The organism is Lysinibacillus sp. FSL L8-0312, from assembly GCF_038003285.1.
In the GTDB taxonomy this organism is placed as follows: domain Bacteria; phylum Bacillota; class Bacilli; order Bacillales_A; family Planococcaceae; genus Lysinibacillus; species Lysinibacillus fusiformis_D.
Window position 1 is genome coordinate 1612016 of sequence record NZ_JBBOOV010000001.1, and the last position, 18624, is coordinate 1630639.

Annotated in this window: 16 protein-coding genes; 8 read left to right on the forward strand and 8 right to left on the reverse strand. The window is 37.6% G+C overall.

Translation table 11 applies throughout. The annotated features are described in order from the left end of the window. Positions 1-16: 16 nt before the first annotated feature. The 3 genes from kdpC to kdpA are packed head-to-tail and all read right to left on the reverse strand — an operon-like array spanning position 17 to position 4447. Entirely contained in the window at positions 17-661 is a 645-nt protein-coding gene (kdpC, locus tag MHI22_RS08230) for a K(+)-transporting ATPase subunit C (RefSeq protein ID WP_340811686.1), read from the reverse strand. Between the two features lie 12 nt (positions 662-673). Further along, the gene (kdpB, locus tag MHI22_RS08235) at positions 674-2737 is read right to left on the reverse strand and encodes a potassium-transporting ATPase subunit KdpB (RefSeq protein ID WP_340811689.1); all 2064 of its coding nucleotides are present in this window, start codon (positions 2735-2737) and stop codon (positions 674-676) included. 15 nt (positions 2738-2752) lie between these two features. Beyond that, positions 2753-4447, reverse strand: coding sequence for a potassium-transporting ATPase subunit KdpA (gene kdpA / locus MHI22_RS08240; RefSeq protein WP_058844118.1), 1695 nt, complete (start codon positions 4445-4447; stop codon positions 2753-2755). A gap of 368 nt (positions 4448-4815) precedes the next feature. Here kdpA and MHI22_RS08245 point away from each other — a divergent pair, with 368 nt between their 5' ends. The 4 genes from MHI22_RS08245 (at position 4816) to MHI22_RS08260 (ending at position 9907) form a co-directional block, all read left to right on the forward strand. Then, positions 4816-7503 (forward strand): sensor histidine kinase KdpD, encoded by a 2688-nt coding sequence (locus MHI22_RS08245; RefSeq protein ID WP_340811691.1) that lies wholly within the window; start codon positions 4816-4818, stop codon positions 7501-7503. 9 nt (positions 7504-7512) lie between these two features. After that, the gene (locus tag MHI22_RS08250) at positions 7513-8217 is read left to right on the forward strand and encodes a response regulator (RefSeq protein ID WP_036120442.1); all 705 of its coding nucleotides are present in this window, start codon (positions 7513-7515) and stop codon (positions 8215-8217) included. Positions 8218-8370: 153 nt separating this feature from the next. Beyond that, positions 8371-8865: a VrrA/YqfQ family protein gene (gene vrrA / locus MHI22_RS08255; RefSeq protein ID WP_036120445.1), complete on the forward strand. Its 495-nt coding sequence runs from the start codon at positions 8371-8373 to the stop codon at positions 8863-8865. A gap of 73 nt (positions 8866-8938) precedes the next feature. Further along, positions 8939-9907 (forward strand): 4-hydroxy-3-methylbut-2-enyl diphosphate reductase, encoded by a 969-nt coding sequence (locus MHI22_RS08260; protein ID WP_036120448.1) that lies wholly within the window; start codon positions 8939-8941, stop codon positions 9905-9907. A gap of 48 nt (positions 9908-9955) precedes the next feature. Here the strand turns inward: MHI22_RS08260 and MHI22_RS08265 are convergent, their stop codons facing one another. Beyond that, positions 9956-10657 carry a response regulator gene (locus MHI22_RS08265; protein WP_036120451.1) on the reverse strand — a complete coding sequence of 234 codons (702 nt, stop codon included), beginning with the start codon at positions 10655-10657 and terminating at the stop codon, positions 9956-9958. Positions 10658-10675: 18 nt separating this feature from the next. Next, positions 10676-12256, reverse strand: a complete 1581-nt coding sequence (locus MHI22_RS08270) for an ATP-binding protein (protein WP_445668848.1) — start codon at positions 12254-12256, stop codon at positions 10676-10678. 112 nt (positions 12257-12368) lie between these two features. Between MHI22_RS08270 and MHI22_RS08275 the strand changes: the two genes are divergently transcribed. The 3 genes from MHI22_RS08275 to MHI22_RS08285 all read left to right on the forward strand — a co-directional run bounded on the left by MHI22_RS08275 (position 12369) and on the right by MHI22_RS08285 (position 15643). Further along, on the forward strand, positions 12369-13418 hold the full coding sequence (locus MHI22_RS08275) for a TRAP transporter substrate-binding protein (protein WP_036120455.1): 1050 nt from the start codon (positions 12369-12371) through the stop codon (positions 13416-13418). A gap of 265 nt (positions 13419-13683) precedes the next feature. Further along, positions 13684-14943: a dicarboxylate/amino acid:cation symporter gene (locus tag MHI22_RS08280; protein ID WP_036120458.1), complete on the forward strand. Its 1260-nt coding sequence runs from the start codon at positions 13684-13686 to the stop codon at positions 14941-14943. 163 nt (positions 14944-15106) lie between these two features. Beyond that, on the forward strand, positions 15107-15643 hold the full coding sequence (locus MHI22_RS08285) for a tubby C-terminal domain-like protein (RefSeq protein WP_340811693.1): 537 nt from the start codon (positions 15107-15109) through the stop codon (positions 15641-15643). Between the two features lie 56 nt (positions 15644-15699). Here MHI22_RS08285 and MHI22_RS08290 read toward each other — a convergent pair whose 3' ends face one another. Then, complete coding sequence (locus tag MHI22_RS08290) at positions 15700-16326, reverse strand: hypothetical protein (RefSeq protein ID WP_271910342.1); 627 nt, start codon at positions 16324-16326, stop codon at positions 15700-15702. Between the two features lie 232 nt (positions 16327-16558). Between MHI22_RS08290 and MHI22_RS08295 the strand changes: the two genes are divergently transcribed. After that, complete coding sequence (locus MHI22_RS08295; protein ID WP_036120467.1) at positions 16559-16738, forward strand: hypothetical protein; 180 nt, start codon at positions 16559-16561, stop codon at positions 16736-16738. 184 nt (positions 16739-16922) lie between these two features. On the opposite strand, the gene MHI22_RS08300 is transcribed toward MHI22_RS08295, so the two are convergent. Beyond that, a complete protein-coding gene (locus MHI22_RS08300; RefSeq protein WP_340811696.1) occupies positions 16923-18248 on the reverse strand; it encodes a purine-cytosine permease family protein in 1326 nt (441 codons plus the stop codon). A gap of 58 nt (positions 18249-18306) precedes the next feature. Then, positions 18307-18624 carry a cupin domain-containing protein gene (locus MHI22_RS08305; protein WP_036125397.1) on the reverse strand — a complete coding sequence of 106 codons (318 nt, stop codon included), beginning with the start codon at positions 18622-18624 and terminating at the stop codon, positions 18307-18309.

Here is an 18624-nt window from a genome sequence, read left to right on the forward strand (position 1 = left end):
TTCCTCTACCTGTTTTTTAATCTTTAACTTTATCCATTTTCCCCTTAATTTCCAGATTCGCCATAAGGAAGTTCACCTTATTTTCTCCAAATACTCCTAATGTACGTTTTTGTATATTTGCCTCTATAATTTTATTAATTTCTTCCTTTGAAAGCCCACTTGCTTGGGCAATTCGGTCCACTTGTATTTGTGCCGCCTTCACACTAATATGTGGGTCTAATCCTGAACCTGAGGCAGTCATTAAATCAGAAGGTATATCTTGTCGTTGTACGGATGGATTTGCAAGTAAAAACTTCTCGATATCTGCCTCTATCCGTTTCTTCAATTCTGGATTCGTTGATGCATAGTTAAATGTACCAGAGCTAACACCACTGTAGCTCACTTCGCCATTGTCATCTGGTAGCATATCCTCTTTCGTATAAATATTATAGTTAACAGATGAAACACGCCCCCAGAAATATTCTGGAGCAGTAAAATTTTGACCGATTAATTCAGAACCAACCGCTTGACCGTCCATTTCTAGTAAACTGCCATTTGCTTGTTGATGAAACACCCCTTGGGCTAAAGCTGTCACGGCAAACGGGTATATTAAACCACATATAATGAACATGGCGATTGTTATAAGTAATGCCTGCTTAGAACTATCAAAAATTTTTCGCATATAGCTTCCTCCCTATAATCCAACTATACGAAATAATGGTCCTACTAGTAGATCAATGATTTTAATGCCAATAAACGGGGCTATTATTCCGCCAACACCGTACACAAGCAAATTTTTATTCAATAATTTCGCGGCACTCATTGGCTTATACTTAACGCCTCTCATGGCGATTGGAATAAGCAATGGAATAATGACCGCATTAAAAATTAAGGCAGAAATAATGGCACTAGTAGGTGAATTGAGATTCATAATATTTAATGCTTTCATCTCAGGTACAGCAACCATTAGCATAGCTGGAATAATAGCAAAATATTTTGCGATATCGTTTGCAATACTAAATGTAGTTAAAGCACCGCGAGTCATTAGCAACTGCTTGCCAATTTCGACAACTTCAATAATTTTAGTTGGATTTGAATCTAAATCAACCATATTCGCAGCTTCCTTTGCTGCATTGGTTCCTGAATTCATGGCAAGCCCTACATTCGCCTGTGCCAGTGCTGGCGCATCATTCGTACCATCACCCGTCATCGCTACAACTTTACCTTGTGCCTGCTCGTCTTTAATCACTTGAATTTTATCTTCTGGCTTACTTTCTGCAATAAAGCTATCTACGCCCGCTTCCTTTGCGATTGCTGCTGCAGTAAGTGGATTATCACCCGTACACATAATCGTTTTAATGCCCATTGCACGAAGTTGTTCAAAGCGTTCCTTCAGTCCAGCCTTGACGACATCCTTTAAATAAATAACCCCTAATATTTTATCGTTTAACGCTACTAACAGTGGTGTACCACCAACAGAAGACACTTGTTGAACCAATTGATCCAAATTGCTAGGAATGCTATGACCTGCTTTCATACATTCTTTTTTTATCGTATCAGTGGCTCCCTTTCGAACTTTAGTGCCATCGAGTGTATCTAAACCACTCATTCGTGTCTGTGCGGTAAATGGAATATGCTCACTTGACTTAATCATGTTTTCTTCACTGTCCGTATTTACCCCTAATTGGGTGGCCAATGATAAAATAGATTTCCCCTCTGGTGTATCGTCTGTTAGAGAACTTAGCCATGCAGCTTGAATTAAATCTTTACCCTCCACCCCTTTTACTGGTAGAAATTCAGCAGCCATGCGATTTCCATACGTGATCGTTCCTGTTTTATCTAGGATTAATGTATCTACATCTCCACATGCCTCTACCGCTCTACCAGACATCGCAATAACATTAAATTGCGTTACTCTATCCATTCCTGCAATTCCGATCGCCGACAATAATCCACCAATTGTTGTCGGAATTAGACAAACTGTCAGGGCAATTAATGTAGCGATAGAAATCGGCACATTTAAATAAGTTGTCATTGGGTAGAGTGACACCACAACTAATAGAAAAATAATCGTTAAACTTACAAGAAGTGTGTTAAGTGCTATTTCATTTGGTGTTTTCTTGCGACTAGCTCCTTCAATAAGCGTTATCATTTTATCTAGAAATGATTCACCAGGCATGGAAGTAATTTCGATTATCAACCAATCACTTGTCACCGTCGTCCCGCCCGTAACTGACGAAAAATCTCCGCCCCGTTCTTTCACTACAGGAGCAGATTCACCTGTAATTGCGGATTCATCTACAGTAGCAATTCCGTCAATGACCTCCCCATCATTGGGAATGATCTCTCCAGCTTGAACTAACACCATATCGCCTTTTTTTAATTCATGTGCCAGTTTAAAAATTTCAGAACCATCATTTAGCAAAACACGTGCCTGTGTCACTGTCTTTGTTTTTTTTAATGTTTGGACCTGTGCTTTCCCTCTTCCTTCTGCAATCGACTCTGCAAAATTGGCAAATAGAATCGTAACAAATAGAATAATAGCTACAATACCATTATATAATCGTGCATGTTCTCCACTCTCATTACCAAACAAATTTGGAAAAAGAACTAATAGTAACACGAACAAAAATCCTACCTCCACAACAAACATAACAGGATTCTTCAGCATATATATGGGGCTAAATTTCTTAAAAGCATCTATTAATGCTCTTTTTAGTATGACGCCAGTCATAAAACTTTTTCTTGCTGTTTCCATATGTGTCTCTCCTCATTAAGAATAAAGTTGTAAGTGCTCTGTAATTGGACCAAGTGCTAAAGCTGGTAAAAATGTCAGCGCACCAATCATCAAAACGACAGCCACAAGTAAAAAAGTAAAAGTTGTCGTATCCGTTTTTAATGTCCCTACTGAATCGCTATGCCTTACTTTATTAGCAAGTAAAGAAGCGATAGCTAATTGAATAATTATAGTTACATAACGACCAAAGAACATAGCAAAACCTGTTGTTATATTCCAAAAGGTTGAATTATCCGCTAAACCTTCGAAGCCAGAGCCATTGTTGGCAGAGGCAGAGGCAAATTCATATAGAACTTGTGATAATCCATGTGCCCCTGGATTCGTTATTCCAGCTATTCCAGATGGTGTTGCAACCGCAAGTGCTGAAAAGAGCAAAATAATAGCAGGATGAATTAGAATACAAAGAGCAATTAATTTCATTTCTTTTTCTTCGATTTTTTTACCTAAAAACTGTGGAGATCGACCAATCATTAGACAGGCAATGAAAATGGTCAGCAGGACATACATCATCATGTTCATCAGGCCAACTCCTTTGCCTCCGAACACAACATTGAGCATCATATTAAACATAGGTACTAGACCACCGAGTGGCGTTAAAGTATCATGCATATTGTTAATAGACCCTGTAGTAAATGCAGTCGTTACAGTCGTAAATAATGCCGATTGTGCTACCCCAAAGCGTATTTCTTTTCCTTCCATACTCCCAAGCTCCTGTGTAATGCCGAGTTCACTAATGAATGGATTACCAGCCTTCTCTGCAATGTACACAGTCACTAATCCTACGAGGAACAATATACTCATTGCCGTAAAAATAGCTAACCCCTGTTTTCCAAAAATAGTTTTCTCTTTTCTGTAGGCAACCATCAGACTAAAAGCGACGACACATGCCCCTGGTAATAACATCATAGATAACATCTCTACTATATTTGAAAGAACGGTCGGATTTTCAAAAGGTGTGGTTGAATTGGCTCCGTTAAAACCACCACCATTTGTCCCTATATGTTTAATAGATTCAAGAGAAGCAATAGGTCCAAGTGCAATATCTTGCAATTTACCTTCTATTGTTTGTACTGTTTGATTGCCATTGAAGGTTTGGGGTGATCCTTGAGATACTAAAATAAGAGCCACAACAATGGAAAAAGGCATTAAAATACGAGTAATAACACGAACAAAATCGACAAAAAAATTCCCTATCGTATCTGTTTTAGCTACTAATCTACGACAGAAAGCCATACAAGCGGCATAACCTGTAGCTGCTGATGTAAACATCATAAAAGTAATGACTAGCATCTGTGATAGATAGCTGAGTCCAGATTCACCACTATAGTGTTGAAGATTTGTATTCGTTATAAAAGAAATAATTGTGTTAAACGAAAGAGTAGCTTCCATGTTGTCAATATTATTTGGATTTAAAAATAGTAATGCTTGAATGCGTAGTATGATATATCCCACAAACACCATCATGGCATTTGAAATAATTAATGAAAGTACATATTCTTTGCCCGTCATATCAAGTCGTTTAATGCCGCAAACTTTATAAATTGCTGCGTCGACTTTATCTAATAGAGGATCAAGCCAAGTTTTTTGTTGTAATGTTACTCGATATAAATAATGACCCGTTAAAATAACGAGCGGTAGATAGATAATGAGTACAATGGCTATTTGCCACATAGTGTGTCCCCCCAGCCTTTAATAATTTTCTGGATAAAGTAATGCATGCCCTAAATAACCAAATAGAAATACTAGTACTACTCCCATAAAAATCCACAAATTGACTTCCTCCTCGTTACTCTTCTACTAGTTTGTAGCACCATACTGTTAATGCCAAAACACAAGCAAAGCTTATGATTAGTAAGCCCATCATAAAAAAATCCATCAATCGTAACACCTCTTCTCCTTAAGGATGCTCTCATCATACTGACTTTCAAATTAATGTAGTGTTAGGAAATCCTTTTTTCTATTAAGAAAGGATAAAGAAGCAAAATCTTTACACTTTCTTAATGGAAGTTAACGCTATAATACAAATGAGGTGAAAGAGGATGGAAGATAAACGCCCAACTCCAGAGATGTTTCTTGCGAGGCTTCAACAGGAGGAACAAACTAAAGGGAAATTAAAAATCTTTCTCGGCTATGCTGCAGGGGTAGGTAAAACTTATGCCATGTTAGATGCGGCACATCAGGCACAAAAACTCGGTAAAGATGTAGTGGTTGGCTATGTGGAGCCGCATCCTCGTCCAGAAACGTTAGCATTACTAGAAGGACTTGAGCAAATTCCTACAAAGATAATAACCTACAAGGGAAAAATATTTCAGGAATTGGATATAGATGCCGTATTGCAGCGCCAACCAAAAATTGTCCTGATCGATGAATTGGCCCATTCTAACGTGCCAACGATGCGGCACAAGAAGCGTTTTGGAGATGTTGAAGAACTACTTGCTAAAGGGATACATGTTTTTACAACTGTAAATATTCAGCATATTGAAAGTCTTCATGATTTAGTAGAAGAAATCACTGAGATTAAAGTGCGAGAACGTATTCCTGATTATTTAATTGATCAAGCTGCACAAATAAAAGTGGTCGATATTGAACCAGACGAATTAATTCAACGTCTGCAAGATGGAAAGGTATATGTCAAGCAACAGGCAGAGAAAGCTTTACATTCTTTTTTCCGCAGACAAAATTTAGTATCACTACGGGAAATCGCATTACGACGAACAGCCGATACAATCAACTATCAACAATTAAACAGTAACGAATCTGTCAGAAATTATGTACAAATTGAAGAACACTTACTTGTAGGAATCAGTAGTTCTCCTACAAATGCAAAAGTGATTCGAACTACTGCAAGGCTTGCACAAGCCTTACATGGCAAATTTACCGCTCTCTATGTTCAAAACATGCAGGCACATGAAAGAAATCACGCCGATTCAGAACGCTTACAACAGCACATCAAACTTGTTGAACAGCTTGGCGGTCATGTTGTCATTGTTCAAGAAGATGACGTAGCCGCAGCCCTTGCCAACTATGCTCAAGTTAGTGGTGTCACTAAACTTGTCATCGGTCGAACAAGTATGAGAAAAAAATGGTGGCAGCCAAACACCAAAATTAGTGATCGCCTTAACGAATATGTGCCGAATTTATCTATACACATAGTGCCAGATCAAGAAAATGAACAATTCTACTTTCCTAGTATCAAAAATAAACTGGCATTTGAATGGCTTGATCTATTTAAAATGTTTATCGTATTTAGCGTAATATCCATAGTCGGCTTATATTTGTATTCCATTGATATTAGTGAGCCTAATATTATAACCATTTATATTCTAGGTGTTCTCATTCTTGCTATTTGGTCATCAGGATGGATAATGAGCATTATTAGCTCTATCGTTGCTGTTTTACTTTTTAATTATTTGTTTACAGAGCCACGGTTTTCATTTGATGCGTATCATCGTGACTATCCTATGACTTTTTTTATCATGTTTCTCTCTGGTGTAATTACAAGTAGTTTAACGAAAAAGATCAAGGCGCAAACTACTATAGCCATACGGAAATCTTATCGAATGGAAGTACTCCTTGAAACGAATCGGAGACTGCAACACGCAAAGTCTATCGAAGAAATTATTACGGAAGGTATGACTCAAATTGTCAAATTAGTAGAAAAACCTGTGCAATTTTTTGAAATAGACAATCAGGTAATTGGGAAATCTACTTTTTTCCGAACGGAGAAAATATCTGCAATAGAAAATCAAAAAATAGCTACACTTTTCAATAATCCAAACGAGCATGGCGTCGTGAGCTGGGTGACGAATAATAAGCATGTAGCTGGTGTATCAACAGATATATTTCCTGAAGTGAGTGCTTACTATATACCTGTTATTTCTAATAGTCATGTTAAGGGGGTTATTGGTATTGCACTGTCTAAATTATTGCCTCTACCTGCATTTGAACGCAATATTTTGCACGCCATCATTAATGATTTTTCATTCGCAATGGATAAATGGTATTTACAGAAGCTCAATGAAGAAGTAGCGCGAGAGGCTGAAATGGAGCAGATGCGAGCTAACCTGTTACGGGCCATATCCCATGACCTTCGAACACCGCTTACTGCTATTTCTGGAAATGCGGATATCTTACTGAATAATGCATCATTAATACCTGATAGTGAAAAAAACAAATTATATGAGGATATTTTTAATAATTCAAAATGGCTTGTCCAAATGGTAGAAAACTTACTAGCTGTTTCTAAGCTAGAGGATGGACAATTTGCTTTAGAAATGCAAATGGAATTAGTAGAAGATATTATTCAAGAGGCTCTTTCCCATGTTGTTCACCAAAACAATTCTCATAAAATATCCTATCAAATAGAACCAGAATTTTTATTGAGCCTAATGGATGCTAGATTGATTATACAGGTTTTCGTCAATATCATTGATAATGCATTGACTTACACCCCTCCAGGCAGTGACATTACTATCTCGGTGAAGGAATGTGATGGTTTAGTAAATTTCAGCATTTCGGATAATGGGCCAGGAATTGATGATTCCTTAAAAGGTAGCTTATTTGAGCCGTTTACGACTGGCAAGGTCCAACGCAGTGATAGTAGACGAGGACTGGGGCTAGGCTTAGCACTGTGTCAAACAATTTTAAAGTTACATGGTAGTCACATAACTGTTTCAGATAATAAACCGCAAGGAACAATTTTTAACTTTTCACTGAAAAAGGAGTAAAGAAATTTGATGAATAAACGAATTCTAGTAGTAGAAGATGATGTGGCCATTGCCAATTTAATTAAAATGACATTATCTACCCAGCATTATGAATTCGACATTGCTCAAGATGGGAACAGTGCACTTCAAAAAGCTATTACCATGAAACCCGATGTTTATATTTTAGATTTAGGACTACCGGACATGGATGGTGTAGAGCTTATTACAAAAATTAGAAGTTGGACTCAAACGCCCATTATTGTCGTCAGTGCGCGTGGGGAAGAATATGATAAAATTAACGCTTTGGATGCAGGTGCAGATGATTATGTCACGAAGCCCTTTAGTGTGGAAGAATTATTAGCAAGAATTCGTGTAGCATTGCGCAGAGCAGCCTATGAACATCCACCTGAACAGGAAAGTTCAACATTTACCAATGGTTATCTTCAAATCAATTATGTCAATCAAACAGTATTAGTGAATGGAAAAGAAATACATGTCACACCTATTGAATATAAACTTTTAGTTGTTTTATCCAAGCATGTTGGAAAGGTTCTAACCCATAATTTTATTTTAAAAGAAATCTGGCATAATGCCCTTCAATCAGATATTCCAAGTTTACGAGTTTTTATGGCAACACTTCGAAAAAAAATAGAAGCCGACCCAGCACAGCCTAAACTTATACAGACACATGTGCGAGTCGGCTATCGAATGCTTCGCTATCATGAAGATGAATAAAATAAGAAGATCGAAGCAGAAGGTTTATTTGCACTTCTGCTCTTTCATTGATGAATTCGCCTTAGAAATTATCGCACCCCACCATTAGCCTTTGCATATCATAGCTATAGTCAGGTATGTCATCAATGAAAAACAAGTAGAAAGGAGATCATTATGGTATTTCGACAACCTTATCCATACCCTATGTATCCGGGTGGCATGAGAATGCCCATGCCCATGCCAACACCTTCACAGATGTCGCCACAGTCCTTTTTTCCGCCTGGAGGCTTCCCTGTTCCACCACGAATTCCAGGCGGCTTTCCAATGGCTAATGGAATAGGTTCCTTTGGAGGGCAAATGCCGATGCCACCTGTGCAAGAAGCTTCGAAAGTCGGTTCGTTTTTACAGCAAGCCAACAGTTTATTCAATACGGCTAAAACCTATACCCCTTATATCCAACAAGCCATGCCGATGGTGAAAAATATTCCATCTCTTTTAAAATTGTATAAAGGATTCCAAGGACTTCCTTCCGCTGGAGCTGGCGCTGAAGCAGCAGGTAGTGATAGTAAGGCCGCTACTGGAAGTAGACGATCATCTAGGCAAAGTGCATCATTTACGCCAGCTGAACCACTTCCATCCAAACCACGTATTTTCCAACCACCTATGTAAATGAACGTTTCTTTGTATTCACCGTCCCTGTCCGTTATAATGTAGATAGGTAAGCTTGAAAGGAGTCACAACCATGCAAGTATTGAAAATTAATCCACGTGGCTATTGCTACGGTGTTGTCGATGCGATGGTGATCGCACGTAATGCCGCACTTGATAAAACATTACCAAGACCTATCTACATCTTAGGGATGATTGTGCATAATAAACATGTCACAGACGCGTTTGAAGAGGATGGTATCATCACGTTAGATGGTGAAAACCGCCAAGAAATTATTGAGCAAGTTGAAACAGGTACGGTCATTTTCACAGCACACGGTGTTTCACCAGAAATTCGTGAAATTGCGAAGCGAAAAGGCTTAGTGTCCATTGATGCTACATGTCCTGATGTAACAGTTACTCACGATTTAATTCGCGAAAAATCTGCAGAAGGCTATGATATTATTTACATTGGTAAAAAAGGACATCCCGAGCCAGAGGGTGCCATTGGCGTTGCTCCGGATCATGTCCACTTAGTGCAGTCCTCTATTGATATTGATGCGTTACAATTAACGAACGATAAATTACTTGTCACAAATCAAACGACAATGAGTCAATGGGATGTCGCCCATTTAATGGATAGTTTAAAAGAAAAGTTCCCACATATAGAGGTACACAAAGAGATTTGTTTAGCTACACAGGTTCGTCAAGAAGCTGTTGCTCAGCAAGCAGGAGAAGCGGATTTACTAATTGTTGTAGGTGATCCTAAATCAAATAACTCCAACCGTTTAACACAAGTCTCTGTAGAAATTGCAGGAACACCATCCTATCGAATTGCTGACGTTTCAGAGCTAAAAGTAGAATGGTTAAAAGGCATTAACATTGTAGCTGTCACAGCAGGTGCTTCTACGCCAACACCGATTGTAAAAGAGGTTATTTCCTTCCTTGATCAATTTGATGAAAATGACCCTTCTACACACGAGATTAAGCGTACGGTAACATTAAATAAAATCCTGCCGAAAATTAAAACACCAACACCTGTTGATAAAATTTTGCCTTATTAATTAACAGCTAAAAAATCCTGGTTGCCATGATGACAATCAGGATTTTCTCTATTTACTAAAATAATAGTTGATAGGGCGACCAATGCCTCCATAATGGACATCCATTGTAATTTCCTCTTGCTTCTCTAAATAATCCAAATATCTTCTGGCCGTTACACGGGCAATTCCTATTCCACTTGCTACCTCTTCAGCCGATGCACCATCTACCGATTGTAAAAAGTGCACCACCTTTTCGAGTGTTGTACGATTAAAACCTTTTGGAAGATTTTTCTCTGATTGTAGTGTATGTGATAGCTCTATGTTATTTTTTTCATCACGATAATGAAATAACTGATCCAATTCTCCCTGTGTAAGCTCTCGTTCTATTTGTGTTTGCTTCTTAAAGCGTAAATAATTGTCAAGTGTCCCTTTGACTCGTTCAAATGAAAATGGCTTCATAATATAATCAAAGACACCTAGATGCAGTACCTGTTTCACCGTCTCCATATCATTCGCAGCCGTTACAGTGATGACATCCACTGGTAAATCCAGCTCGCGTATTTTGCGTAAACTCGTAATACCATCTTGCTCGGGCATAAAAATATCCATAAAGACTAAATCAGGCTGATGATGACGAATTTGTGTAATGCCCTCTAAGCCATTAGATGCCTGTCCAATCACTTGAAAATGTTCTACCTTTTCAATAAATTGACGATTTACCTCTCGCACCATTGGATCATCCTCAATTAATAATACTTTGATTTGTGCCACTGTCTGCCCTCCATCCAATTATGAATAATAAAAGGTGATTAAAAAACTTGTCCCTTTGTTGGGTTCACTGATGACTTCAATATCACCCTGTCCTTTTTCAACGATTTCTTTTATTAGGAACAACCCTATTCCACGGTAGTTTTTCTCTTTTGTAGAATAACCATTGTCAAATATGTGCTGTTTGACCTCTTCCGTCATGCCAACACCGTTATCCGTTACTAAAATCGCAAGGACATCCTCATCTTCATCTACTGAAACATGAATCACTTTCTCCTCAACCTGTACATCTTTTAATGCATCAAATGCATTCTCGATTAAATTACCAAATAGAATAACGAAATCATGATGATCCAAATTAGGTGGGAAGGTTGTTAATCGACTTTCACGATCAATCTCTAGTCGAATTCCTTGTTCTTTAGCATAAGAAATTTTACTAAGCAATAGCCCAGAAATATTTTCATTTTTTATACGTTCATTTAAAAAATTCGTGATTTCATCATGTTCTTCCTTCACTTGCGTTATATAAGTGAGTGCCTGTTCATGATGACCGAGCTGTAAAAGACCTGCTATCGTATGCAGTTTATTTTTATGCTCATGCGTTTGTACGCGCAGAGCTTGGACAAAAGCTCGAACGCCCGTTAGTTCTTCTGCAAGCTTTTTCACTTCCGTACGGTCTTTAAACATGGCTACTGCCCCGACGGTTTCCCCATTAACCTGTATCGGAATTCGGTTACTCATAATACTATGATTATTAATATATAGCTCACGATTAAATAATGGCTGATCTAGCTCTAAAATTTCTGGAAGTCGTGTATCAGGCAGGACATGAAAGATTTTCTGACCAATTAGTACAGAGGGTTTTTCATGAACACCTAATATATCACAAGCTTTTTCATTAAAAATTGTGATGGTTAAATCATTGTCGATGGCAATGATGCCTTCATGCATGGCATTAAATGTTTCTGTACGCTCCACATACATTTTGGCAATTTCATGAGGCTCTAATCCAAACATTTGCTTCTTCATATGAAGCCCTAAAGTTCGTGCACCCCATACACTAAAGATTAAAGATAATAGAACAGTAATCATCAGCTCTGTTTCCATTGATTGTAGTAATTCCACTACTGTAAGTACACTGAACCCCACTACCGTAACACCGATTTGTTGACCTTCTTGATTCATAATCGGTACAAATGCACGCACCATATCACCATGCTCTCCACGAGCGATCGACGTATAATAATGCTCAGAAAACGCAGCGTTTAAATCACCCGATTGCGATATTCGACCAAGTTCCTGGCTATTGGGGTGAGAATATTTTCGACGTTCCATATCAAGAACAACAATATACTTTGCTCCATTGATATCACGGATTTCTTCTACTACAGGGTTAATATGTTGAATGGCCTCGAGGTGATTTTCGCTAGCAATATACGTTTTTATTTCAGGAAGCTGTGAGACGGTTTTGGCCACTAGTAGTGCTTGATCACTTAGTTTTGTTTTCTGTTCATTCATTACAAACCCTAACAAGAAAGTACCACCAATACTAAAGGAAAGCATCAGAATAAAAAACGTCAGTGACATGATTTTTCTCTGCATCGATAACTTTTGAAATTTCAAGATGGCCGCCTCCCTCCTACTATATTTTAGCGTACTCCATATGTTAGAATAACAAAAACATCAGAAAATACGAATAAATTGGGTGTATTCAATGAAAAAATTTATTATAGGAACGATGATTACTGTCTTTGCTTTAATCGTTACCATTAGTATTCAGCAAGGATTACTCTTTGCCAAGCCACTTCCCTATGATGATGAGCAAAATGGGTTAGACACACAAATAACGATTCATTTGAGTCATGTAGTTGCTGAGAATACGCCTAAAGGACAAGCGGCCAATAAATTTGCTGAGCTAGTAGAAGAAAAAACAAATGGGAAAGTTAAAGTACATGTCTACTCAAATTCTTCTTTATTCAATGATGAAAATGAGTTCCAGGCTTTACAAAAGGGAGACGTAGAAATGATTATTCCTACTTTTTCGAAGATGACCGCTTATGTTCCTAATTGGCAGGTATTGGATTTACCTTATTTATTTAAGACAGATGATGAAGTCAAGGAGGTTCTGACGGGTTCTATAGGTGAACAATTAGTCAACGAACTAGAGCCGTTTCATATTAAGGGACTTGGCTTTTGGTACAATGGCTTTAAGCATTTAACCTCTTCTGATCATCCTATCCATACATTTAAGGATTTACAGGGCTTACGTGTGCGAACGATGCCTAGTAAAACATTGGAAAAGCAATTTGAAGTGGTCAAAGCAACGCCTATGCCCATTTCCTTTAGCGAGGTTTTTACAGATTTAGAGAAGCATGCGATTGACGCGCAGGAAAATACAGCATCGAATATTTACTCAAAAGGTTTTTACAAAGTACAGAAACATATGACCATCACCCAGCATGGTATTTTGGGCTATGCTGTGTTAATGAACGAAACCTTTTGGAATTCCTTGCCTGTAAAAATTCAACACCAATTGTTGGATGCCATGAAAGAAACAACAGATTGGCAATTTGAACAGGCTGCACTGATGAATGAAAAAGATATGCAGAAGCTTAAACAGCAAGATGACTTTGATGTTTATACAATGAGTCCACTAGAAAGACAGCGCTTTAAAGAGCAGCTTGCGCCTGTCTACGATTTTTATAAAGCCCATATTCAAAATGATCGCATCTTAACAGAGATTGAAAAAATCGTTGCGCCTTAATACTTTTGTTCATTAATGAAAGATCCTTACTAACCGTAAGGATTTTTTCTTTTGTATTATAATAGATTAGATAATCTCAAATCTACTATAAAACAGCCTGAAACCCCTGTTATTACTAGCTTTATCTCTCCCCTCCCTAAAAAATGAACAAAATGAACAATACAAACATTACGGTCATAAACACTATTGTCGGAAAATTTCAGCTATGATAACCACATGAAAGCGTTCACACAATATTCATAGATGTTGTAGGGGGAGAACTATTATGCGGATAAATTTTAAAAACTTAACAGTACAAGTGTTGATTGCCATTGTACTAGGGATCATTGTCGGGGCAACATTCCCTGAGTTCGGGGCAAAGCTAAAAATATTAGCGGACATCTTTATTAAACTAATTAAAATGTTAATAGCACCGATTATTTTCTTAACAGTCGTCATCGGTATTGGTAGTATGGGGGATGTCAAAAAGGTTGGGAAAATTGGTGGGAAGGCTTTAATTTATTTTGAAATTGTCTCAACATTTGCACTTGCGATTGGCTTAATTGTTGTCAATATTGTTCAACCAGGAAAAGGCTTTAATACAGATGCTGCCAGCGGTGCTGATGTTTCACAATATACAGATGCGGCGGCTGCAGAACATGGCTTAGGTGCTTTTATCATGCAAATTATCCCTGAAAATGTGGTAGGTGCATTAGCGAATGGTGAATTATTACCTGTCTTATTCTCAGCTGTTTTATTTGGACTAGCTGCAGCAGCGATTGGAGAACCAGCAAAACCTGTTATTAAATTTTTTGAACAAGTAGCAGATATTTTCTTTAAAATTGTTAACATGGTAATGAAAATTTCTCCTATTGGTGCGTTCGGTGCCATGAGTTATACAATCGGAAACTTCGGACTTAAATCACTTGGAAATTTAGGGTTTTTAATGTTATCCGTCTATACTACAATGTTTATTTTTATTGTTGTGATTATCGGATTAATTACACGCTACTTCGGCTTTAGTATTTTTAAATTTATTAAATACATTAAAGATGAAATTTTTATCGTTATTGGGACATCTTCATCTGAATCTGCACTACCTTCCATGATGCGTAAACTTGAAAACTATGGTTGTTCTAAGCAAGTAGTAGGGCTCGTTATCCCAACTGGTTACTCGTTTAATTTAGATGGCACTTCCATTTATTTATCAATGGCTGCTATCTTTATTGCACAGGCATATGGGGTGGATTTAGATGTTTGGCATCAAATTACGTTACTAGCCATCTTAATGCTTACCTCTAAAGGAGCAGCTGGTGTAACAGGCTCTGGCTTTATTACACTTGCCGCAACATTGGCAGCCTTTCCTATGATTCCAGTAGAAGGAATTGCCCTATTAATTGGCGTAGATCGCTTTATGTCAGAGGCACGTGCAGTGACAAATCTAATTGGAAACGGCGTGGCAACAGTGGTCGTGTCAAAAATGGAAAAAGAATTTGATACGGAGCAAGAAAAACGTGCTCTTGCAGGACATACTTCAATGCCATAACAACAAAAAGGCTACTGAAAGCGAAATATTCGCCATTTCAGCAGCCTCTTTGTTTGGAAATAAAGTGATTATGTTACATTGCTCGGCTTGTTCTTTAGTAAGTAAATTTTCTTGAAACCTCCTCGACTGCTTACTCGTATAGATAATGACTGGAGGTTTCTTTATGGCAACATTTACACTTACCTACCCAAAAGCTTTTAAAAGCTTTACGGATATCCCAATCGTGAATGAACACAACGAAACAATATGTATGCTTCAAAAAGTAGATCGTTCCTCTACTGGTAAAATACTGAATGCCGTCCTGCTAGTAGCGGCTCAGCAAACATTACCGTATCGTTATGAAACGCGAACTACGTCAGGAGCACCACTTTTTCAAGTACAATCTACCCTATTAGCAAAAGGGGTCAGCCATCAAATTAGGATGCCTGATGGTAGCTCGATACCGATTCAGCGAAAAACAGTCCAATTATTAGAATCCTCTTATGCATTCAAAATGGACGATTTACATTTTCGATTTGAAAAGGATTTTACCTCTACAGCTTATTTATATTGCAATGATGAAAAGATTGCCAGTGCAAGTCCTATTGAAAACGAACTAGTACGAACAGGCATACTATTTAAGCTTTTCCAAGCAGACGATATGCACTTCGTTGCACTCCTAGCAACCCTTTATCAAGCACTCTTTGCATTCACTACATAGCCATGACAAAGGCATCGAGCGTTATTTCTCGATGCCTTTGTCATGGCTTAAGATAGCTAATTTAGTTTTTCCCGCTGTGTATTTAATATGTTAATGACATAGGACTGATTTGGTGATGCATTTGTTTGTAAAATCTTCTTAATGGCTTGTTCCATCCTCATAGCTAACTGTAAATCTTCATGAGTGGCACTCTTTATCGTTGTTTGAATCGTAATGGTTGTTCGATTTTCAATGACTAAATATTCGTATACATCAAAAGTCTCTAAGCCTTTGATTAAATCTTCCATCAACAGGTTAATATCAGCCCCCAGCATTTTGTTGTCATCAAGCAATGAAGTAAACTCCCATCTTTCAAAAACAATCGGATAGTCCTTTAATGCGGAGGTTTTAATCACATTTTTTGCAATGGATTCCATATCTTTTTTGACGGACTGGAAATAGTCTTCTTCGCCTACAACCTGGATCACCAATTCCTTTTCTGCAGTCGTTTTGACATCAATGCCAACATACTTTTCAAGAAGCTTATCCTTCAATCTAGATAGGCTCAACTCTTCATTCGTAATAAGCGGTTGTCCCTCTTTTGTTGTTTCTGATTTATTATCTATTTTTATTTTATCAAACAGGATCAATAGAGATATGATGACGACTAACAATCCTATAACAAGCCCAAACCGTTTGACCATTGAATCCCTCCTGTTACGAAGGTATGACCCCATTCAAAACAATATTCACTGTTTTCATGGTCCTGTTCTATCAAATTTATCTCATGGAATAGCTTGTCATTGGATTGCTTATTTTTACCTACATATTCCGGGACACGAAATAAATTTGCTTGTTTTTGTCCATTCTGTGTTACGCTTTTCAAAAAGGAGTACACTAAAGGGGTAGTAATTCTATCATTTTGGAGGGTTTTATATGGGGACAAAAGCAGCGGAAATTAAAAATATGCTAACATTGAATCTACTTATACAAATTTTAGAGGAACGTGGCATTATGACTGATAAAGAATTAAAGGAACGCCTCACAAATACAGTAAAACTATCTTCTATGGAGAATGATTTAAAAGAAAAAGTCATTGAAGAAATCAAACATTAATGGTAGCTGTCTCAACCAAAGGGCCACTTTCATGTTGATCGTATTACTGAAAGTGGCCGTTCTATTAATTTGAAACTCATAGGAAAAATCTCTACTCCTGTTACGATTTCCATTGTAAAGTTGCATTTTATTTTAATATGGAACTACCTTCAAAAATGATCCTCCAGTATCCTTTGATTAATCCCTAATCCGATAGATTATTTCCTGTAAATTGATCAGGGGCCACTTGTTTCTTTACTTTCATTGCGATTAAATAAACAACGATCGAAACAAATAAAGATAGTACTGCAGGTAAACCCATTGGATTTACATATTGGAAATAGTACCCAATCATAACAGCTGCAATGACAGCAATGGTAGCCATCCAATTCCATCCTTTTATTTCAACCCATTGTCTTTTACGGATTAAAAAGAAGTCAGCAAACATAACACCTGCTATTGCTGGATAAAGCAAAGCTGTTAAATACAGAAAGTCTGTGAAGTAATCTAGAATGCCCATTAACGCAATGATTATGGCAATTATGGTACCAATAAATGTGAGTAACGCACGCCCCTTACCTGATGTCACATTTAAAACATTAGCTAACGCTAATCCCATACTGTAATTGTTAACCAATTGAGATGTCCAAGTAGCTAACCATAAGATGAGAAAGCCCCAAACTGGAAAACCTAAATTCATCATAACATTCACGATATCAGGATCTCCCACACCCACAGACATGATGGCTCCTACAATAAATAGAGGGAATCCAATTAAAACTATCCCACTTGGAATAATAAAATTGTCTTTCCAAGTCGGCTTTGCGTAACGAGTGTAGTCAGAAGCAATTACCCATTGTGACACATTGACACCAATTACAAGGCTAATAGCTGCCATTATGGTCATCGATGGTTCAGGACTCCAAGATGCAATTGTCTGCCAGCCCGTATTTTTTAATGCTAAATAAATACCACCAACAATTAACAATAAACCCGATGGGACAGCTAAATAATCTGTCCACTTCATTGAACCATAGCCAATAATTGAAGGTGCAGCAAAAAGAAGACCTGCCACTGTCGTGACTATTGCCCAAGCTAACCAGTCATGTTTATAGTCAATCCCAAACATAGCAGCAATAGCATTTCCAGCAACAGCCGTTTGTAATGCCCACCAGCCAAGTGAAACAATAAATATTGTCAATCCAACTATTAACTTAGCTTGAACCGTTCCAAAGCTTGTTTTGGCAATAACTGAAGAAGGTAGCCCTGTTTTTGCACCGATATATCCTTGTAATGCATTACCAAGCCATTGAAAAACAAATAAAGCAATGATCAATATTAAAAAAATCTTACCTAATCCGAAACTAGCTGATAAACTTGCTCCTACCATTAAAACAGGAATGGTAAATTCAAGCCCACCAAATATCATTGTTGGTGTCATCCAATGTTGACGATCATTCTCTGGTATTGGCGTTAATGCAGGATCTTTCCCAAGCATAGATGTTTTTTCTGTGTTGACTTCATTTTTCATTTTACTTAACCCCCTTACTGTATGTGTTTATTCATAGCTTGTTTTCTATTAAATCTCTTTATCTTATATCCAATAGCGCATAGACAAGTTCAACCACTTCATCACTATCATTTTTACACCAATGAGGTTCTCCAGCAGGAATATAGGAAGCTTCTCCTTGTGAAATTCGGTAATTTTCTCCACCGGATTCTCCAGTTAAAGTACCTTTTACAATAAAGGAGTACTCATTTTCTAAATGAGAAGTTGTCCCTTCTAATGGTAACCGCTCCCCTGGTTTTATTTGGACAAAGCCAAACTTTATTTGGCTATCGTTGTATTTGTCTTGAAATAGGTTCTGTTGAACAATATCTTTCTGTGATACTTCTTTAATAATCAT